Genomic DNA, 20,029 nt, shown 5'->3' on the forward strand with positions numbered 1-20,029 from the left:
ATGGTCAGGATCGTGATGCCGCTTTCGCGGGAGATTTCTTGGCGGGGGCCTTCTTTGCGGCCGTCTTCTTCGCCGGTGCCTTGCCGGCGCCGGAGCGCGCCTTCACGCTGGCCTCCAGCTTGGCGAGCAGATCGGAGACGTCTTCGGTCTCGTCCAGTTCTTTGGGCTTCTCCTCGGCGGTAAATGCCTCTCCGCCTTCGAGTTTCGCGTCGACGAGCTCCTGCAATTGCTCCTGGTAGGTGTCGCGATAGCGGTCCGGGTTGAAGTCTTCGGCCATCGACTCCACCACCTGCCCGGCCATCTTCAACTCCGCGGGCTTGATCTCGACCTTCTTGTCCAGCACCGGAAAGTCGGGGTCGCGGATCTCGTCTGGCCACAACAAGGTGTGCACCACCATCACGTTACGCTTGCCAAAGTCCTTCACCCGCAACGCCGCAAGCCGGGTCTTGTTGCGCAACGTGAAATGAACGATGGCCATCCGGTCGGTCTCGGCGAGCGTCTTGGCCAGCAGGACATACGATTTGGACGACTTCGAGTCCGGCTCCAGGAAATAGCTGCGATCGAACATCATCGGGTCGATGTCGCCGGCCGGGACGAACTCCAGCACTTCGATTTCTCGGCTGCGTTCTTCGGGCAGGGTGGAGATGTCGTCGTCGGTAATCACCACCATCTGCCCGTCGTCGGATTCGTAGGCGCGGGCGATGTCCCGGTATTCGACAACCTCGCCATCCAGCTCGCACACCCGCTGGTAGCGGATGCGGCCGTTGTCCTTGGCATGCACCTGATGGAACTTGATGTCGTGGTCTTCGGTGGCGCTGTACACCTTGACCGGCACGTTGACGAGCCCGAACGAGATCGAACCCTTCCAGATGGAGCGCATGTTGTCAGTATGCCCATACGATCGCCGGCGAAACAGCCTGACAGGCCCGTGAGCTGGGGTTCGGCGGATTTTGGGTGCACCGCCGAGCGCCGGATTGCCCGGCACCGTGGCCGTGGTTTGGCCGCCGGGAATAGCGAAACTCGTTGACGGTCAATCAGACCAGCGGGGGTGCGTCTCCGGAATAGTGGCGAACTTGATTGCCGCCGGCCCGTTTGGCTTCATACATGGCGGCGTCCGAGGTCCTGATCAGCTCATCGACGAGTTCCATGCCCGCGGTCGTCGGGCCGGTATCGAGCAAGGCGCTTGAGGTGCCGATGCTCGCGGTGATCTCAAAGGGCAGCGCGGCTATCGCCGCACACATTCGTTCGGCCATCCGCGCGGGGTCGGGCGTGGTCTTGACATCGGCGACGACGAATTCCTCTCCGCCCGCCCGGCCGATCACGGCGGTGGCACGACTGCTCTGCTGAAGCGCGGCGGCGACGGCGACCAACGCCCGATCGCCGGCAGCGTGGCCGTGCGTGTCGTTCAGCCGCTTGAATTCGTCGAGATCGATGACCACGACCACCAGATAGCAGCCCGGTGTGTTGCGATGAACCCTGATCAGTTCGTATGCCGAGTTGTTGAAGGAGCGCCGGTTGTGCAGGCCGGTCAGCGGATCACGACCGGAGCTCTGCAGATCGGTTCGCAGCGTATGCACCAACGACTGCATGCCCAAGGGCACCCCGATGTTGAGTCCTACCACCACGATCAGGGAACCGGCGGTCAGCGCCACGTCGCCCGTGTGCGCGATGACTCGATACGACAGGACCACCACGCACGTCGCGGCCACGGCGAGGTTGGCGAAAACGTAGGCCACGGTGTGGAAGTAGGCGATGTAACCGCCCAGGATCGCGAAAGTCGTGCACGCCATCAGTCCCACGTAGGGATTCGACAGTGTCAGCAGCGCCGCCGCGATCCCCGCCATTGCGATGAGCAACCAACTGCTCGACTGACGTCGGGTCGGCCAGCGCTTCAACCGCAGGCTCGCGCCGGTGATTCCGCATGCCGATGCCGCGATGGTCACCGCCCGGGTCACATGATCCGCGGGCCCGGCCGGACTCCAGAGCATGATCAGCGGGATAGCCGCGAATGACGCGATGAAGACGGCCGATATCCTGCGCCACGGCGTCAGAAGGCCGTGACCGTCCAGGTAGGCGCTGATCCAGTCGAACTGGTCTGGCTGCTTTGCCACGGAACTCGCCCATACCTCCTGCTTCGGTGGCGCCGTTGAGCGCCGTCGAACCAGGGTACGCCCGCATCCGAACCACCTCGGCCACCGAGGCGCGGGTGAAACTGCCGGGGCTAGAAGGCGATTGAGCGCAGCGCGGCGCGATCGGGCAGATCGGCGCCGGCGCGTCCGACGGTCAGCGCCGACACCAGCCCCGCCGACTCCAATGCCGCGGTCAGTTCGTCGAGCTGGATCCTGGCCAGCGCGGCCCGCCGGTCGCCGCCCAACAGGTCCATTTCCCAGAGTGCGTCGAGCAGGCCGACCATGAACGCGTCGCCGGCGCCGATGGTGTCGACCACCCGGACCTGTTTGGGGGCCACCTGTGTCTCGCCCGCTGCGCAGAATGCCCGCGAACCGTGTTCGCCCATCGTGACGGCCACGATCGCGGGTCCCAGCGCCAACCAGGCTCGCGCCGTCCGCTCCGGCTCGTGGTCGGGATCGATCCAGCGCAGATCCTCATCGCTGACCTTGACGATGTCGCTGCGATCGATGAGGTGCTCGATGCGTTGCCGCGCCAGATCCCGGTTCGCGATCAGCGACGGACGCACGTTGGGGTCCAGGGTGATCGTCGCCGACAGCCGGTAGGCGTCGAGCAACGCCGCGACGGCCAAGCACCCCGGCTCGCGCACGGTCGCGATGGACCCGGTATGCACCAGCAACGGCGGCGCCACCTCGGGTGTGCCGGAGAGCTGCCAGTCCAGATCGAAGGCGTAGGAGGCGGACCCGTCATCCGCGATCGTCGCGACCGCGGTCGGCGTCCGAGCACCCGTCGTGCTACCCGGAACAAGCCGTACGCCAGACGCTTTGACGTAATCCGCGATCCGACGGCCGTGCGGGTCGTCGGCTATGTGAGTCAGAAAGTCGACGTCGCGGCCCAGCCGGCCGAGCCCGACGGCGACGTTGAGCGGACTGCCGCCGACATGTTCGTCGTGCCCGACGATATCGATCAGCGCCTCGCCGACCACCAACGCGCGGTTCATCGCACCAACCGTAACGGCGAATTGCGGCGCAACCGTCGCGACGCTGCCACGTTCGATGGGTCGACGCGGCGTTGACCGGGCGACGCCGCTTCGAGCGGGAGTGGCCCGCTGTTCTTGCCGTTACCGCGGTAAGCCCAGCAGGCGCTCACCGATGACATTGCGCTGGATTTCGTCGGTGCCGCCTCCGATCCTCAGGCCTGGAGCGAGCGTCGCGGCGCGCCCCCAAGCGTATGTGCCCCATTCTCCGGTGTCAGCCAGCATGCTCATTCCCAGGATGTGTTTGGCGGCTTCGATGCAGTTTCGCAGCAGCCGATTGCGCAGTAGCTTCAAGACCGACATCTCAGGACCGAGTAACTCGCCTCTTCGCTCGGCCGCGGCTAGGTTTGCGGCGGTGTGCTCAACCGCGGCGCCGAGGACGTAGCAGTCAACGACGGCATCCAAGACGCCGGCAGCCAATTGCCCGGTCGCGGCGGCCCGCCAGGCGAGATCGATAAGACGTTGTACTACAATCCAGTTCGGGTCTTCCGAGCTGTATCCGACCGCCTTGCGCTCACCGCCGAGCGTGGCCATGGCGACCTTCCAGCCATCGTTGACGTCACCCACTCGTCGGCTGTCAGGAATTTGGAGAGCGTCGAGAAACACCTCGTTGAAGTGAGCGCCACCACTCATTTCCCGGAGTGGTTGGACGTTGACGGCTGGGTCATGCATGTCGACGACGAACATCGTGAGGCGGCGATGCTGGACGGCATCGTCGCCGGTGCGGGCCAGCAGCAGGCCGATGTCGCTGTAGTGGCCGCCCGACGTCCAGACTTTTTGGCCGGTCACCACCCATCCGGATCCGTTCCGTACCGCCCGGGTAGACACCGCCGACAGGTCCGAACCCGCGCCCGGCTCCGAGAACAGCTGACACGCGATGATGTCGCCGCGCAGCATCATCGGCACCAGCTCTAACTTGAGCTGTTCGGATGCGCCGGCCAGCAACCCCGGGAGAACGATGTGCAGCGTCACGAAGACGGTGTTGAGCTTGGGCAGCCGGTACTGCAGACACATTTCGTCGAAGATGTCTTGACAGCGCTGATCGAGTTCGGCGCCCCCAAATGCACTGGGGCCCGTGATCCAGGCGAGGCCCTCGTCAAAGAGGTCTCGCTGCCATCGCTTTGCTTGCGCGAGTTGTTCTTCTTCCTCGGCGCGCTCTGGGCTGTCGAAGACCGGAATGGTGTCAGGGTCCTCGGAGTTCTCGCCAGCCGGGTTGTCGCGACGCTGCGCGTGTGCGTCAAGGAACCTGCGGCACTTCGCGGCAAAGGCGTCATGGTTGATGGCCTGGGTCACTGGCGGAACTTGTGGTCGGGGAAAAGCTGGGTCGCCAGAGCATTCTTCAATACCGGTGGCGATCCGCCCGCCACCAATGCCGCCATCGCGTCGCGGTGCAGTCGTTGCGCGGCATGGTCGAGCGTTGTTCCGTCGCCGCCACACAAAACCATGGCATGGTGGGTCACCTTCGGCAGCATCGTGCAGCCAGACAGCTTGGCGAACGTCGATTCTCGGGCGTTCGGAAAACGACCGTCGATCGACGTGGAAGCTGCGCGGTAGGTCAGCAGGCGGTGCGCATCGATTGCCATTCGCATTTCGACCAACGTGTGGTAGGTCGCCTGGAATTCGATGATTGGTTTGCCGAATGCCTGCCGGCCGGATGTGTAGCTGACCGCGACGTCGAATGCTGCCTCGGCGAGCGCCAGGCTCAACGTCGCGTTGTGGATGCGTTCCATATTGAACGCCATCATCAAGTCGGCGAAATGGCCCGGCCCGCGTACGACGTTCTCGCGCGGTATGACGCAATTGTCGAAGTGGACCTCACCATGGGGGAGTCCACGCGTGCCGGAGAACTGCGCTCCCCTTTCCAATCGCATTCCCGCGGTGCCCTTTTCGACGATCACCGCCCCGATGCCACGATGCCCGGGTTCGTCGCCGAACCGCACGAACGTCGCGTAGAGCTCGTTGGCCGGCGATCCGGTGATGAATCTCTTGGACCCGTTGATCACGTAGTTGTCGCCGTCGGGTGTCGCGGTAGTCGACAAAGCGGTCAAGTCCGAGCCGTGCTCTGGTTCGGTGAGCGCGATGGCGCATGCTTTTCGGCCGCTGATAATATCGGGCAAGAACTTCTCGCGGGTCGCTTCGTCTTCGGCGCACAGCACGATCGTCGGTCCAGGACCAGTCGATCCGAATGTCGGTTCCGCGACGATCCACGATTGCGACGTGTTGATGAGTGCCTCGACGGCCACCACGTAGTCGACCACCGTGAGTTCGACACCGCCGTATTTTGCCGGCATCGTCAGCCCGCAGAGGCCGGCCGCTGCCATCGCTTCGGCGACCGCACCGTAGGGAGCCGCATCGACCCGGTCCCACTCGTCGACATGTGAACGCCACGGCCTGGCCGCCTCGACACCGCGCACCCGCAACTCTTGTTGTTTCTGTGAAAGCTCGAAGTCCATCTCAACCCCTTGCTATTTTGGCTATCACTGTACAATATAGGACCAGCTTGGGAATGCGGTTAGAAGCGGGAGGGCGCGGCATGAGGACGGCACACGCCGGAAGCGGCGGCTGCTCGGCTTTCATCAACGGGAGTACCCGGGCAGAGAAAGCGACACCAGTCGGCACGTCGAGATCCGTTATGCCACAGCGAACTAAGCGGGTCTGTCGAGCCATACTCCGGCTCAGCCGCCGTGGGCCATGCGGGTGGACACTTCCATGAAGCCGGTTGTCGAGGTCGGCCGCTTCTTCGCGATGGCGCTCGATACCGCGGTGCTCACGTTCCGACGTCCTTTTGCGTGGCGAGAACTGCTGGAGCAGTCCTGGTTTGTGGCGCGCGTATCGCTCGTTCCGACACTGATGCTGTCGATTCCTTTCACGGTGCTGACCGTCTTCACCCTGAATATCTTGTTGGTGGAGTTCGGAGCCGCCGACTATTCGGGCACCGGCACGGCATTGGGCGCGGTGACTCAGATCGGTCCGCTGGTCACCGTGCTTGTGGTCGCGGGCGCCGGGGCGACGTCGATGTGTGCCGACCTGGGAGCGAGGACAATCCGGGAGGAACTCGACGCGCTGCGGGTGCTCGGCATCAATCCGGTTCAAGCGCTGATCGTTCCACGCGTGCTGGGGGCGACCGCTGTCGCGTTCCTCTTGTCGGCGCTGGTCACCATCGTGGGGCTGGTCGGCGGCTTTGTGTTCTCTGTCTTCATCCAGCACGTGACACCGGGATCGTTTGTCGCCGGTCTCACGCTGCTCGTGGGTGCACCGGAGGTGATCATCTGCCTGATCAAGGCCGCCCTTTTTGGCCTGGCCGCCAGTCTGATCGCCTGCTACAAGGGTATTTCCGTTGTGCGCGGTCCTGCCGGGGTGGGCAATGCCGTCAATGAGACCGTTGTGTTCACGTTTGTCGCGTTATTCGTCATCAACGTGATCGCGACCGCGGTTGGAGTGAAGGCGACGACATGACGGTCGCGGTGCAAGCGGTGTTCCCCCGTACGAACCGTGTCGTCGTGCACGGCGTCGGCAGTTGGAATCGCCTTGGGGTGCAGATGCAGTTCCATGCGCAGACGTTGCGGGGCATCGTTGACGCAGCCACCCGCTACAAGTTCGAGCTGCTGCGCCTGATCGCACAGATGAGCCTCGGAGGGTCAGGGGCCTTGGCGGTTATCGGCGGCACCGTGGTGATCGTCGGATTTTTGACCCTCTCGGCCGGGGCCCTGATCGCGGTACAGGGATACAACTCGCTTTCCGGAATGGGAGTGGAGGCGTTAACAGGTTTTATATCAGCATATTTCAACGTGCGCTTGATCGCGCCGCTCGTTGCGGGGATCGGGTTGGCGGCCACGATCGGTGCCGGCGCGACCGCACAGATCGGCGCTATGCGGATCAACGAGGAGATCGATGCGCTCGAGGCCATGGGCATTCGCTCCATCGCCTACCTGGCGTCCACCCGGGTGATTGCGGGTGTATTGGTCGTGATCCCGCTGTACTGTATCGCGGTCTTGATGTCGTTCCTCGCCGCTCGATTCGGAACGACGGCCATCTACGGACAGTCAACGGGTGTGTATGACCATTACTTCAATACGTTCTTGAGCCCGACCGACCTCATCTGGTCGTTCTTTCAGGCCATCACGATGGCGACGGTCATCATGCTGGTCCACACCTACTACGGCTTCGCCGCATCGGGGGGTCCTGCCGGCGTTGGCGAGGCGGTCGGGCGGGCCGTTCGGAGTTCGCTGGTGGCGGCGGTGTTCGTCACGCTGTTCGTCTCACTTGCGATCTACGGTCAATCCGGCAACTTCAATCTGTCCGGTTAGCACGTGGAAAGCTTTCTACCGGGTCGTAATCGACGCCTGCACCCAGGGTTGTGGACATTGGTCATGTTTGTCCTGATCGCCGCGCTGGTGCTGGTGACATCGGCGTTCTACGTCGGCAGCTTCAACTCCTACGTCCCGGTTACGCTGGTCGCCGATCGCGCAGGCCTGGTCATGGAGTCCGGCGGCAAGGTCAAACTGCGCGGAGTCCAGGTCGGGCGCGTTAGCCAGATCAATAGCGGCACCGATCGAGTGAGCCTGCAGCTGGAGATCTTTCCCGACCAGGTGAAGTACATACCCGCGAATGTGCTGGCACGCATCCGGGCGACGACGGCCTTCGGCGCGAAATACGTGGATCTGGTTTACCCGGAACATCCCCTTCCGCAACGGATCTCGGCGGGCCAGGTCCTGAAGAGCGAGAACGTCAGCACCGAAGTCAATACCATTTTCCAGAATCTCGTCAATCTGCTGCACAAGATCGACACCTCCAAATTGAACGCGATCCTGAGTGCGATCGCCGAAGGTGTGCGGGGGAAAGGCCAGACGATCGGCGAGGCGACCACCGCGGCCAACCAGGTGTTGATCGCCCTGAATGAACGCGAGAAGACCGTAGGAGCGGATTGGTTAGCGCTCAAGGGATTCGCCGACACCTATGCGGCGGCGGCACCGGATATCATCGCCACCCTCGATGCGGCGAGCACCACCAGCAAGACGATCAGCACCAACGCCGCAGCTCTGGATGCCCTCATGCTCAGTGTCATCGGGTTTTCCAACAGCGGAATCGATTTACTCGCACCTAACCTGGGCAACCTGGTGAATGCGGCCAACACCCTCCTGCCGATCACCGACCTGTTGTTCAAGTACAACCCGGAATACGCCTGTACGATCTTGGGCGCCCAATTCTTTCACGACCACGGCTCCGGTGCCCTCGGCGGAAATGGACGGTCCGTCCAGCTCGACACCGCATTGCTGTTCGGTGATGACCTGTACCGCTATCCGGACAACTTGCCGGTGGTCGCCGCAAAGGGAGGCCCCGGCGGCAAGCCGGGCTGCGGTTCGCTGCCCATCGTCGACAACAACTGGCCGCAGCGGTATCTCGTCACCAACACCGGTTGGGGGACGGGTCTTGACCTGCGCCCGAATCCGGGGATTGGGCATCCCTGGTGGATCAACTACCTCCCCGTTACCCGAGCCGTCCCCCAACTGCCCACGCTTCACGGGGTGGATGCGCCGGCGCCTGGTCCGGTAGTCCCACCCGGTAGCCCGCCCTACGGTGCGCCCTGGCACGCGCCCGACGGAACACCGCTATTTCCTAACGTGCCGATACCCACACCGACTCCGCAAGGAACCCCATGAAACGCTCCTTACCGACGACGGTGTGGCGGCTGGGCGCTTTCGTCGCAGTCTGCGTCTTGGGGATATTCGGATTGTTCGCCGTCTTCGGACAATTGCGTTTCGACTCCTTGACCGACTACAAGGCCGTGTTCAACAACGTGTCCGGGCTGGAGAAAGGGAACTTCGTCAGAATCGCCGGTGTAGAGGTGGGCAAGATCCGCGATATCGCGATCGTGGGCAACTCCACGCTAATGGTGACGTTCGGAGTCGAACCGGACGTCGTCCTGACGCAGGGCACCCGGGCAGTCATCCGGTACGACAACCTGATTCGCGGCAGATTCATGTCGCTGGAGGAGGGCGCCGGCGCGACACGCCCGCTTCCGGCCGGCGCTACCATCCCGATCGCCAACACCGCACCCGCGTTGGACCTGGACGCACTCATCGGCGGATTCCGTCCATTGTTCCGGGCGCTTGACCCCGCGCAGGTGAACGCATTGTCGGCACAGCTAGTCAGCGCTTTCCAGGACCAAGGTGCGACGATCAGTTCGTTTCTCGCCCAAACGGCAGTACTGACAAATACTTTGGCCGACCGAGACCGGCTGATCGGTGAGGTCATCACCAACCTCAACACCTTGCTGGGAGCGATCGGCGATCAAAGTGACCAGTTCGCCAAGGCAATCGACTCTCTGACCCAACTCGTGCACGGTCTAGCCGAACACAAGGATGATGTGACAAACGGCATCGCCTACACCGACGCGGCGTCGCGTTCCATCGCTGCCCTCCTCAGCGCCGGTCGGCCCGGATTGCACGCGGTCGTCACGGGCACCGACCGTGCCGCCGGCATCGTGATGGCCGACCATGACTATCTGGACAACTTGCTCAACGGATTGCCCGACGCCTACCGGGCGCTGTCTCGGCAAGGCATGTACGGCGACTACTTCAGCTTTTATCTGTGCGACATCGTCCTGAAAGTGAACGGCAAAGGTGGTCAACCGGTTTACATCAGGGTGGCGGGGCAGAGCACCGGAAGGTGCGCGCCGAAATGAAATATTTCGAAGAGCGCAATCCGATCACGATCGGACTCGTCGGCGCAGGCCTGGTCGTCCTCGCGGTCATTGGCGCCTTGCAATACGACAAACTGCCCTTCGTCAATTCCGACCGGGTCTATAGCGCTTACTTCGCGGATGCCGGCGGTCTAGCTGCCGGTGATGCCGTGCAGTATTCGGGGCTGCGGGTGGGGCAGGTCTCCAGCGTCAACCTCGAGGGCCCCCACGTAATGGTCAAGTTCGCTGTCCACAAGAACGTGCGGCTTGGCGACCGCACGGAGGCGGCGATCAAGGCCCGCGCGCTTCTCGGTGACAAGATACTGGAGCTGACGTCGCGCGGCGATGGCGCACTTACCGCGGCGATTCCGATCGAGCGGACCACCTCGCCGTATCAGCTGCCCGATGCCCTGGGCGATCTTTCGGCCACCATCGACACTTTGGACACGCAGGAACTGTCCAAATCGCTTGCCACACTGGCTGAAACGTTCAAGGCGACGCCGCCGGATCTACGCCAGGCCGTCGATGGTGCAGCCCGATTCGCGCAATCTCTCAACTCGCGTGATGCAGAGCTGCGCAACCTGCTGCACAACGCCAACAAGGTGACCTCCGTGCTTGCGCAGCGCAGCGACGCGGTCGTTCGGATGGTGGCGGACGCCAACGCGCTACTGCTGCAGCTGAGAAGTCAAAGCGCCGCACTGGATCACATCTCGGGGAGCATATCCGCGTTGAGCCGGCAACTCAGGGGTTTCATCGCCGACAACCGACACGACTTCAAACCGGCGCTGGACAAACTCAACGGGGTGCTGACCATTTTGGACCACCGCAAGGAGCGCGTCCAGCAGGCGATCAAGTACCTCAATTCCTACGCCATGTCCCTCGGAGAGTCGGTGGCATCCGGACCATTCTTCAAAGCATATGTCTCCAATCTTCTTCCGGGACAGTTCGTTCAGCCATTCATCGACGCGGCGTTCTCAGACCTTGGCCTGGACCCCAACACGCTGCTGCCGTCGCAGCGAGCCGATCCCCAGACCGGTCAGCCTGGCACGCCTCCCCTTCCGCTCCCATACCCGCGCACTGGGCAAGGCGGCGAACCGAGACTGACCCTTCCCGATGCGATTACCGGCAGCCCCGGTGATCCGAGGTACCCGTACCGCGAACCCCCCGCCGCTCCACCGCCGGGCGGGCCGCCGCCGGGGCCGCCGGCCCTCGCGCCATCCAGTCAGCGATCCACCCCGGATCCGACACCGAGTCCCGTTTACGTTCCGGCGCCAAACGAGCCCACAAGGGGGAACGGCCAATGATGAGAGGTCGACGTTCACTCATCCTCTTGGCGGCCCTTCTCGGGATCGTCCTGGTCGCCGGGATCGCCTTGTTCAACGGCCCGCTGGACAGCAAGAAACGAGTCCATGTGGTCGCGTATTTCGCGAACAGCAACGGGATTTTCGTCGGTGATCGGGTACGCATCCTCGGGGTTGCAGTCGGCGAGATCGAGGCCATCGAGCCGCAGCCGCAGCGGGCGAAGATCACCTTCTGGTACGACAGCAAGTACCCGGTGCCGGCCTCGGCCAACGCGGCGATTCTGGCGCCTTCACTGGTCACCGCCCGCGCGATCCAGCTGACGCCGGCCTACAGCTCCGGTCCGCGGATGAAGGACGGATCGGTCATTCCGCAAGACCGCACCGCGGTGCCCATCGAGTGGGACGACCTCCGTGACCAACTCGCCAAGCTCACCGCCACCCTGCAACCGACCCAGCCGGGCGGTGTGAGCACGCTGGGTGCGTACATCGACACGGCGGCCGACAACCTGCGCGGCCAAGGCGGCGATCTGCGCGACACCATCATCAAGCTGTCGCAGACGTTTTCGGCGCTCGGTGAGCACAGTGGCGACATCTTCGCGACAATACGCAACCTCGCGGTCCTGGTGTCGGCGCTTCATGACAGCACCGATGGGATGCGGATGCTCAACGAGAATCTCGCCGCCGCCACTGGCCTGCTCGCTGACGACCCTGACGAAATCGCCACCGCTGTATCGGATCTGAATGCCGCGGTCGGCGATGTCCAGAGTTTCTTGTCGGAGAACAACGAAGCACTTTCCACGACGTCACAGCAGCTGGCTTCGGTGACGACAGCGGTCAGGGACAGCCTGGACGACATCAAGCAGACGCTTCATGTTGCTCCGACCGCTTTCTCGAACTTCTTGAATATCTACCAACCGGCACAGGGGTCGTTGTCCGGCGCGATCGCGTTGAACAACTTCTCCAACCCGATCAGCTTCTTGTGCGGGGCGATCCAGGCCGCATCGCGACTGGGGGCCGAACAGTCCGCAAAGCTCTGCGTCCAGTACTTGGCACCCATCATCAAGAACCGGCAGGTCAACTTCCTCCCGATCGGACTCAACCCGTTTGTCGGTGCCTCCGCGCGGCCCAACGAGCTGACCTACAGCGAGGATTGGATGAGACCCGACCACATCCCAGCGCCCCCACCAGCGGGCGAGAGCAATCCCGGGGGTAGCGCCGCGGCGGCGCCGGTACCGGTCGAGGCGACGGCCACCAACCCGCAAAACGGTCTGCAGGGGATCATGATGCCGCCGGGGGTGGGCGGATGAGAACACCATGGCACGGCGCCGTGGCCGGACGTATCGTGCTGGCTTTGGCCATCGCCGCGATTCCCGGATGCCAGTGGCGAGGACTGAATTCGATGTCGCTGCCCGGAACCCAGGGCGGGGGAGCCGGCGCGTACACGATTCAGGCGCAGCTACCGGATGTCGGTACGATTCAACAGAATTCACGTGTCCGGGTTGGCGATGTCAACGTCGGTACCGTGACAAAAATCCAACGCCAGGGCTGGCACGCGTTGCTTACCATGCGCATCAACGGCAATGTCAAATTGCCGGCCAACGCGACCGCGACGATCGGACAGACCAGCCTGCTGGGTTCGCTGCACGTCGAACTCGCCCCGCCGAGCCGCGTCGCTCCCCGGGGAAACCTGCACAACGGATCGCTGATTCCGTTGTCCTCGGGAGCTTCCTATCCGAGCACGGAACAAACGCTTTCGGCCGTCTCGCTGCTGCTCAACGGAGGTGGTGTAGGCCAGATACAAGAGATAACCAAGGCTTTCAGCACCGCATTCAACGGGCGCGAGAAAGATCTGCGGAGCCTCCTCGAACAGCTGAACCGCTATGTCAGTTACGTCGACGCACAAACCGCCGACATCATCGCCGCGACCGAGAGTCTCAATAGGCTCGCCGGCAAGTTCGCCAGTCAGCGGCCGATAGTGGAGACGGCACTCAAGACCATCCCCAATACGCTGGCGGTACTGCGGGATCAGCGTCATCACCTCACCGAGGCTTTCGAAAAGCTGAGCCAGTACAGCGCATTGGCGGCCAGCGCAGTCAGCCAAACTCGGGAATCCCTGGTCAAAGAGTTCAACGACATCGGGCCGATACTCGACCAGCTGGCGAGCACCGGCCCGGCGCTGACCCGCTCCCTCGGCGTGCTGGCAACCTATCCCTGGCCCCGGGAGACCATCGAGACGTGGCAGCGGGGCGACTATGCCAACGACACCATCATCGTCGACCTGACGCTGAGCCGCATCGACGCCGCACTGCTGACGGGCACCCGCTTCGAGGGCAAGCTGACCGAAGTGGAGATGCGGTGGGGCCGCACGATCGGCCAATTGCCGAGCCCCTATACCATCGCTAATCCCCTTATTATTCCGTACAACTGGAATCAGGGGCCCTGATGAGGCTCGCCAGACGGACGGCCATTCAACTCATCGTCTTCGCCTTGATCGCCACGATCGCCGCGGTCGTGATGATCGTGGGCTATATGCGGCTGCCCACCATGCTGTTCGGCACCGGGCACTACAAGGTGACCCTGCAACTGCCGACCTCCGGAGGCCTGTACGCAAGCGGCAACGTCACCTACCGCGGAACCGAAGTGGGGCGAGTCGAATCGGTACGGCTCACCAACGAGGGCGTCGCCGCCGTATTGTCGTTGAGGTCGGACATCAGGATCCCCGCCGACCTGCACGCGGAGATCCACAGTCAGTCCGCAATCGGCGAACAGTATGTCGCGTTGCTGCCGGACAAGGGCGGCGCACCCTACCTCAAAGAGGGAGATGTCATACCGGTCGGCAAGACCTCCGTCCCGCCGCCGGTCGACTCGCTGCTGGACTCGCTGAACAACGGTCTGGATGCGATCCCGGGTGACAACCTGAAGACAGTTGTCGACGAAGCCTACGTCGCCGTTGGGGGCCTCGGGCCAGAGATCTCGCGAATTATCAACGGCTCCACCACTCTTGCCCTCGACGCTCGGAAAGACCTGGGTCCCCTGACGACATTGATCGACCGGTCCAAGCCCGTATTGGACTCGCAAACCGAGAGTGCGGATGCGGTACGTTCCTGGGCCGCAAACCTGGCTACGATCACCGATCAACTCCGGCGCCAAGATCACGCGGTGGGTGGATTGATTCAAACCGGTCCTGCCGGCATCGAGAAGGCACGTGAGCTGATTGACAAGCTTCGCCCGACGTTGCCCATCTTGCTGGCCAATCTGGTCAGCGTCAATCAGGTAGCGGTGACCTATCAGGCCAGCATCGAGCAACTGTTGGTGCTGCTTCCCATCGGCATTGGCGATCTGCAAGGCGCCGGGGTCGCCAATCGGAACACCAAACAGGACTACAACGGCATCAACCTCGACTTCAATCTCAACATCAACCTGCCGCCCCCCTGTACGACCGGCTTTCTGCCGGCTACCCAGATACGGCCGCCCAACTTCACGGACGCGCCGGAACGGCCGCCGGGCGACCTCTACTGCAGAATTCCTCAGGACTCCATGTTCGCCGTTCGCGGCGCGCGAAATCTCCCCTGCATCACGCGTCCTGGGAAGCGCGCGCCCACCGTCAAGATGTGCGAAAGCGACGAAAACTATGTGCCGCTGAACGAGGGCTTGTACTGGAAGGGCGACCCGAATGCCACGCTGTCCGGGCAACCGGTACCGCAGCTGGAGCCGGGAACGCCAGGGCCGCAGGGTGTTACGCCACGTGATGGGCCGCTGCCCCCGATGGCTGCGGCACAGTACGATCCGGCCACGGGGTCATACGTCGGGCCCGACGGCAAGACCTACACCGAAACCGACTTGGGCGCCGGCGGTGCTCCGCGCCGCTGGCAGGACATGTTGTTACCGGCTGCCGGACCCTGATCGGGTCACGATGGCGCGACGATCGTCGACTATCTACTCGGCTGAGGCTCCGCCAGGCCTAACGAGATAGCCAGGAACCGGCGGTGATGCGCGTCGTCACCGAGCAGGACGGAATTGGCCTGCGCCCGTTTGTAGTAGAGGTGGGCGTGGTGCTCCCAGGTGAAACCGATACCACCGTGGACCTGGATGTTCTCGGCGGCGCAGCGCAAGAACGCGTGATGGCAGAATGCTGCGGCGATGCTCGCCGAGGTTGCGGCGTCGTCCGCGGCGCCCGCAGCTGACGAAACCGCGTGTTCCAGTGTCGAGCGCGCGGTTTCGTAGTCGACGTGCATGTCCGCACACTTGTGCTTGATCGCTTGAAAGGATCCGATCGGCCGGCCGAATTGGGTGCGGGTCCTCGCGTAGTCGACCGCACGCGTGAGCACGCATTCGGTTCCGCCGACCGATTCCGCGGCAAGGTATATGTATGCCAGCGGCAGCGCCCGATCGAGGACATCGATGGCTGCGTTACTCGCGCCCACTTGACGTGCCGGGGTTTCGGTCATGTCAATGCGGGCCACTCGCCGAGTCTGATCGATAGTCGTCAACGCGGTGCGGGACATCCCGGGCGCGCCCGCTTCGACTTCGAACAAACCGACTCCGGTGGAGTGGCGCGCTGCCAGCAGTATCACGTCGGCGGTGGTGCCGTCGACCACGAAAGTCTTAGTCCCCGAAAGGCGCCACTGGCCGCCGTCGTGCTCTGTTGCGGCCGTCCGAACCGTCGTCGGATCCCACCGCCACGACGGTTCAACCAACCCGACCGCGGCGCGACGCCGGCCGGTAGCCAAATCGGGAAGCAACCTGTCAGAGGCGGCAGCATCGTCGCTCTGCAGGACAACGGTTTGGGCCAGAGCGACACTGGAAAAAAACGGCAACGGTGCCAGTGCGCGGCCGAGCTCGCGCATCACGATCGCGACCTCGGCCGGGCCGCAGTTCGCTCCTCCGTAGCGCGCCGGCACCGCCAGGCCGCATAGCCCGAGTTCGGCGAATTCCCGCCAAACGCCTTCGTCGAAGCCGGCTGGTGTTTCCATGGCGGCGCGGACGACGGGCTCGTCGGCTCGTCGTGCCAGGAATTTCCGCGTGAGCTCACGTAAGGATCGTTGGTCCGCGGTCAGCTCGGCGACCATGGTGTGTCCTCCCTCCGCCGCCGCGAGTGATTTATTCTATATTGCACTATACCAATCAAAGGAGACGTTGATGGACCAGCGATCGAGTGATGGCGGAGCCCCTGCACAGGACGAGCACTCGGACAAGTCCTTCGGTGACCCACCGCCGGCGGCTGATGTCGGACGGGTTGACCTCAAGGTGCACAACCGTATTGCCACGGTGTGGCTCAACAACCCACGTGCGCTTAATGCGTTTACCGCCGACATGGTCGACCAGCTCCTCGATGTACTGGATGCCGTCGATTCCGACGACGCGATCCGGGCAGTCGTGGTCACGGGGCACGGTCGCGGCTTTTGCGCCGGAGCCGACCTCGGGACGGGTGCGGACACCTTTGCGCGAGAAATGGACGAATCGGCCGACGGCTGGCCACTACCTGATCGGGCCGGCACCATTGCGTTGCGCATGCTCCGATTCCGAAAGCCGTTGATAGCGGCCATTAACGGCCCCGCGGTCGGTTTCGGCGCAAGCCTCACCCTGCCGATGGATGTCCGCCTGGCCTGCGTGAAGGCCCGCGTCGGATTTGCCTTCGTCCGTCGAGGCATCTCCCCGGACGGAGCGTCGTCCTGGTTTCTCCCCCGGATCGTCGGCATCAGCCGGGCGGCGGAATGGATGTTCACCGGCCGCCTCTACTCGGCCGACGAGCTGCTCGACGCGAGCTTCGTGCGCGGCGTACATCCTTGCCTTGAACTGTTGCCTTCCGCGTACGCGATAGCCAATGAGTTCGTCGAACACTCGGCCCCGGTGTCGGTCGCGTTGACGCGTCAGTTGTTGTGGCGCATGTACGGTGCCGCCGAACCTGCCCGAGCACACCTACTCGAGTCGAGAGCTCTCGCCAAACTCGGGGCATCGGTTGACGCGCGCGAAGGTGTGCAAGCCTTCTTGGAGCGCAGACCCGCATCGTTTGTCATGTCGCCGTCGCGCGATCTGCCCGACGTGCTCGACAACTAGCCCGAACCGTTCACAGGGAGTGTTCGGCGAGCGCTGTCGCAAGTTCGGAACGCCCCCCGATGCATAACTTTTCGTAGGCCCGTTGGAGCTGCCCCTCGACCGTCCGCGTCGACAGGAACAACTTCTCGGCGATGCGCTTGTTCGACAGCCCCGCGGCCGCCAGGCGCGCCGCGTCAGCCTCGGCGACGGTCAATGTCACGCGTAACTGTGCGGTCTGCAGCGAGGGAGTCATTGCGCCCGGGCAGTCCTGACGCAATCTCGCGGCCAATCGACGCAAGATGGCCACTTGCTGAGTCGAGGCGTTCTTCTTGCGTGCCACGACAACAGCTTCGGCGGCGGCCTCGGCCGCGAGCAAGTGTGCGCCCATATCGGCGAACTCCTGCGCAACCGTATGGAGCCTTTGCCAATCCTTGGTCTCCAGGGCGCTAATGTTGGCCAGCCGGGCGGGGGCTAGCTGCCCCTGAACATGTTCGGCGATGTCCGCGGCGCGCGAGTACAGCCGCGTGGTGTGTCCGAGCCGGGCTAGCGTGTGCAGGCAGTCCAGGGCGCCGACGCGGTCACCGATGCGTTCGCCGAGCTCGGCCGCACGCTCCAGATTGTCCCGGGCGGACGATAACTCGCCATTGGCGATGCACGTCCAGGCTCTCGCGCGCAGCACCTCGACAGCGTAGTAGCTTCTCGCCAAGCGCAGCTTGTCCAGCTCGGCCAGAGCTGCACCGGCCGAATGGCCGTCTCCGCCGATGGCATGCGCGATCACCAAGTCGATCAGGCTTTGTTCCTGCAATGTCGGTCGGCCAAGGTCGCGGAACAGCAGCGCCGCCTCGCGGGCGTACCGCACGGATTCCTCGACATTTCCCCGCTCACCCACGGACTTGGCCAATTGCCACGCGAAATAAGCTTGTGCCTCAATCGATCCCGCAGAGACGGCCTCGGCGTAATGGTGGCGGGCCGTGGTAAGCGCACTGTCGAACTGGCCGGAGTACATCTGCGCGTCGCCGCGGAAAAAGATGTGTAGCCATGGGTAGTTGTCGAGCGGGGCGGCCAACCGTGCTTGCGCCGCGTGGCCGACGTCGGCGGCGTTCATCGCCTCGTCGAACCGGCCGAGGCGTGCGCACCCAGCCGACGTGATCAAGCACGCCCACACCAACGCGGGGCCCTCCGATGTCTTGAGCAAGGGCGCGGCGACTCGCGCGGCGGCGTCGGGGCCGGTGGCCGCGAGGATCAGCCCGGCGCGACGTGCGGTGATCTGATCGCGCAACGCCGGCTCGTGCGTTGCCGCCTCTGCGGACTCAGCGATTCGGATGCCATGTTCGATACGCCCACTGAACATCGCACACTCGAGGCGCGCCAACGCTATTCGCGTGCGCTGGTCATCGTTGGCGGCCGCGTTGGCGAGGCCCGCCAGTGCAACATCGGCGTCACCCGCGCGGCCCTGGAGATACGCCAATTGACCACATAGCAGCTCGGCCTCAAACCCCGCGCCATCTTCGGAGGCTGCTCGTGCCAACCGCGCGGCCACCCCAAAGTCGTACGTCCACCGCGCTTGATACGCGGCCCTCAACATGAGCTCGGGCCGCCGCAGGCCGCCTTCCAGACACCATGTCGCCGTGCGTATCAGGCCGTCGGTTCCGATATCGCCGACGTCTTCGGCGATATCGGCGAGCTCTCTGGCGAGGCGGCTGCGGCGCACCGCGGTCAGTTCGTGAAGGAGCGCATCGGTGTAAACCGGATGGGCCATTCTGATCATCAGCCGGCGACCCTCGTGGCGACTGGCGACCAACCCGCGGGCCTCTAAGCGTTCGGCCAACGCGGCGCCGCCGGCGACGAAGGCTCTCAGGTGTTGCAGTTCCAGTGGCTCGCCGTAGGCCAAGACGTCGAGAATATTGCGCTCGTCCGGGGTTAGTTCGGCGAGGCGCGCGTCGACCAGCTCGATCAGGCGAGCCGACAGTGGAGCGCGGCCGGTCAGCCGCCAGACGTTCTCGTCGAGCACCAGAGTCGCGGATCGCAGCGCGCCGCGGACCAGTTCGCGCAGATAGAAGATGTTGCCGCCGCTGCGCACCGCGAACTGTTGAACCGTCGAGCTTTCCACGATGCCGCCGAAAACCGCCCGCAGGATGGCTTCGACTTCGTCGGCGTCGAGCACTCCCACGTCGACTCGGGTGACATAGCCGTCTTTGTAGAGCGACAGGATGGGATCGGGAACCGCATCGCCGGTGCGCATCGTCGCCAGCAACAGGCATGCGTTGGCCGCAACGGCGTGATGAATCAACGTCGCCGACACGCTGTCGAGAAGTTGGATGTCGTCGACAAGCAGAACCATGGGGAGTTCGCCGCCCATGGCGGTTATCCGTCGCACTGCGCTGCGCATCCACTCTGCCCGTATCGATACCGGCATCGGCAACGGTTCGTCGTCGGCGAAAAGCATGCCGGCCAGGGCGCCGAACGGGATCTCTGCCGCGGCGCGGGTCGCGGTGACATGCACCGTGGGAAAGCCCTGCTGCTCAGCCCGGTCGAGCAACTCGGTGGCCAGGCGCGTCTTGCCGACGCCGGCCGGACCGGCCAACAGGACGGGCGCTCGTTGGTCGAACAGTAACTGTCGCAGCTGTTCGAAGACCTGCACCCGCCCGACAAACGGCCACTGCTGGTCAACGTCGCGCTGGACGTAACGCGTCAAGTGCACCTCTCTTCGCGTCGCGGGCTCCGTGCCGGCCACCGGCATTATTGTAGTGAGCACCATCACAATAATCATGCAATCGACGGACCGTAGAAATTACGCATGCTCGGCTCGGACCGGATCGCCAACCTCGAAAGTGAGGTTCGCGAATG

At 63.7% G+C, this 20,029-nt stretch carries 16 protein-coding genes; 9 read left to right on the plus strand and 7 right to left on the minus strand.

Annotated elements, in window-relative coordinates; translation table 11 throughout:
- Positions 1-4 precede the first annotated feature (4 nt).
- The 5 genes from ku to G6N55_RS22355 form a co-directional block, all read right to left on the minus strand.
- Positions 5-880, minus strand: a complete 876-nt coding sequence (gene ku / locus G6N55_RS22335) for a non-homologous end joining protein Ku (protein WP_085219872.1) — start codon at positions 878-880, stop codon at positions 5-7.
- 154 nt (positions 881-1,034) lie between these two features.
- Positions 1,035-2,111 (minus strand): GGDEF domain-containing protein, encoded by a 1,077-nt coding sequence (locus G6N55_RS22340; protein ID WP_085219871.1) that lies wholly within the window; start codon positions 2,109-2,111, stop codon positions 1,035-1,037.
- Positions 2,112-2,221: 110 nt separating this feature from the next.
- Complete coding sequence (locus tag G6N55_RS22345) at positions 2,222-3,127, minus strand: carbohydrate kinase family protein (RefSeq protein ID WP_085219870.1); 906 nt, start codon at positions 3,125-3,127, stop codon at positions 2,222-2,224.
- A 120-nt stretch (positions 3,128-3,247) separates the two neighbouring features.
- Complete coding sequence (locus G6N55_RS22350) at positions 3,248-4,456, minus strand: acyl-CoA dehydrogenase family protein (protein WP_163667458.1); 1,209 nt, start codon at positions 4,454-4,456, stop codon at positions 3,248-3,250.
- A complete protein-coding gene (locus tag G6N55_RS22355) occupies positions 4,453-5,616 on the minus strand; it encodes an acyl-CoA dehydrogenase family protein (protein WP_085219868.1) in 1,164 nt (387 codons plus the stop codon). Before G6N55_RS22355 ends, G6N55_RS22350 begins: the two co-directional genes overlap by 4 nt.
- A 238-nt stretch (positions 5,617-5,854) precedes the next feature.
- On the opposite strand from G6N55_RS22355, the gene G6N55_RS22360 reads away from it, so the two are divergent.
- Genes G6N55_RS22360 through G6N55_RS22395 form a run of 8 tightly spaced genes read left to right on the plus strand, consistent with a single transcriptional unit; the run spans position 5,855 to position 15,049 of the window.
- Entirely contained in the window at positions 5,855-6,619 is a 765-nt protein-coding gene (locus G6N55_RS22360) for an MlaE family ABC transporter permease (protein WP_139826645.1), read from the plus strand.
- Positions 6,616-7,470 carry an ABC transporter permease gene (locus G6N55_RS22365; RefSeq protein ID WP_085219867.1) on the plus strand — a complete coding sequence of 285 codons (855 nt, stop codon included), beginning with the start codon at positions 6,616-6,618 and terminating at the stop codon, positions 7,468-7,470. The genes G6N55_RS22360 and G6N55_RS22365 overlap by 4 nt, the downstream gene beginning before the upstream one ends.
- A 3-nt stretch (positions 7,471-7,473) precedes the next feature.
- Entirely contained in the window at positions 7,474-8,823 is a 1,350-nt protein-coding gene (locus tag G6N55_RS22370; RefSeq protein WP_372517594.1) for an MCE family protein, read from the plus strand.
- Positions 8,820-9,848 (plus strand): MCE family protein, encoded by a 1,029-nt coding sequence (locus tag G6N55_RS22375; RefSeq protein ID WP_085219865.1) that lies wholly within the window; start codon positions 8,820-8,822, stop codon positions 9,846-9,848. Before G6N55_RS22370 ends, G6N55_RS22375 begins: the two co-directional genes overlap by 4 nt.
- Complete coding sequence (locus tag G6N55_RS22380) at positions 9,845-11,149, plus strand: MCE family protein (protein ID WP_085219907.1); 1,305 nt, start codon at positions 9,845-9,847, stop codon at positions 11,147-11,149. The genes G6N55_RS22375 and G6N55_RS22380 overlap by 4 nt, the downstream gene beginning before the upstream one ends.
- Positions 11,146-12,453, plus strand: coding sequence for a virulence factor Mce family protein (locus tag G6N55_RS22385; protein ID WP_085219864.1), 1,308 nt, complete (start codon positions 11,146-11,148; stop codon positions 12,451-12,453). Before G6N55_RS22380 ends, G6N55_RS22385 begins: the two co-directional genes overlap by 4 nt.
- Complete coding sequence (locus G6N55_RS22390; RefSeq protein ID WP_085219863.1) at positions 12,450-13,589, plus strand: MCE family protein; 1,140 nt, start codon at positions 12,450-12,452, stop codon at positions 13,587-13,589. Before G6N55_RS22385 ends, G6N55_RS22390 begins: the two co-directional genes overlap by 4 nt.
- On the plus strand, positions 13,589-15,049 hold the full coding sequence (locus G6N55_RS22395) for an MCE family protein (RefSeq protein ID WP_085219862.1): 1,461 nt from the start codon (positions 13,589-13,591) through the stop codon (positions 15,047-15,049). The genes G6N55_RS22390 and G6N55_RS22395 overlap by 1 nt, the downstream gene beginning before the upstream one ends.
- 29 nt (positions 15,050-15,078) lie before the next feature.
- Here G6N55_RS22395 and G6N55_RS22400 read toward each other — a convergent pair whose 3' ends face one another.
- Complete coding sequence (locus G6N55_RS22400) at positions 15,079-16,215, minus strand: acyl-CoA dehydrogenase family protein (protein WP_085219861.1); 1,137 nt, start codon at positions 16,213-16,215, stop codon at positions 15,079-15,081.
- 70 nt (positions 16,216-16,285) lie between these two features.
- Here G6N55_RS22400 and G6N55_RS22405 point away from each other — a divergent pair, with 70 nt between their 5' ends.
- Positions 16,286-17,203 carry an enoyl-CoA hydratase-related protein gene (locus tag G6N55_RS22405; protein WP_085219860.1) on the plus strand — a complete coding sequence of 306 codons (918 nt, stop codon included), beginning with the start codon at positions 16,286-16,288 and terminating at the stop codon, positions 17,201-17,203.
- A 10-nt stretch (positions 17,204-17,213) separates the two neighbouring features.
- On the opposite strand, the gene G6N55_RS22410 is transcribed toward G6N55_RS22405, so the two are convergent.
- On the minus strand, positions 17,214-19,952 hold the full coding sequence (locus G6N55_RS22410) for a helix-turn-helix transcriptional regulator (protein WP_085219859.1): 2,739 nt from the start codon (positions 19,950-19,952) through the stop codon (positions 17,214-17,216).
- Between the last annotated feature and the right edge of the window lie 77 nt (positions 19,953-20,029).

It is taken from the genome of Mycobacterium florentinum, from assembly GCF_010730355.1.
GTDB classification, from domain to species: domain Bacteria; phylum Actinomycetota; class Actinomycetes; order Mycobacteriales; family Mycobacteriaceae; genus Mycobacterium; species Mycobacterium florentinum.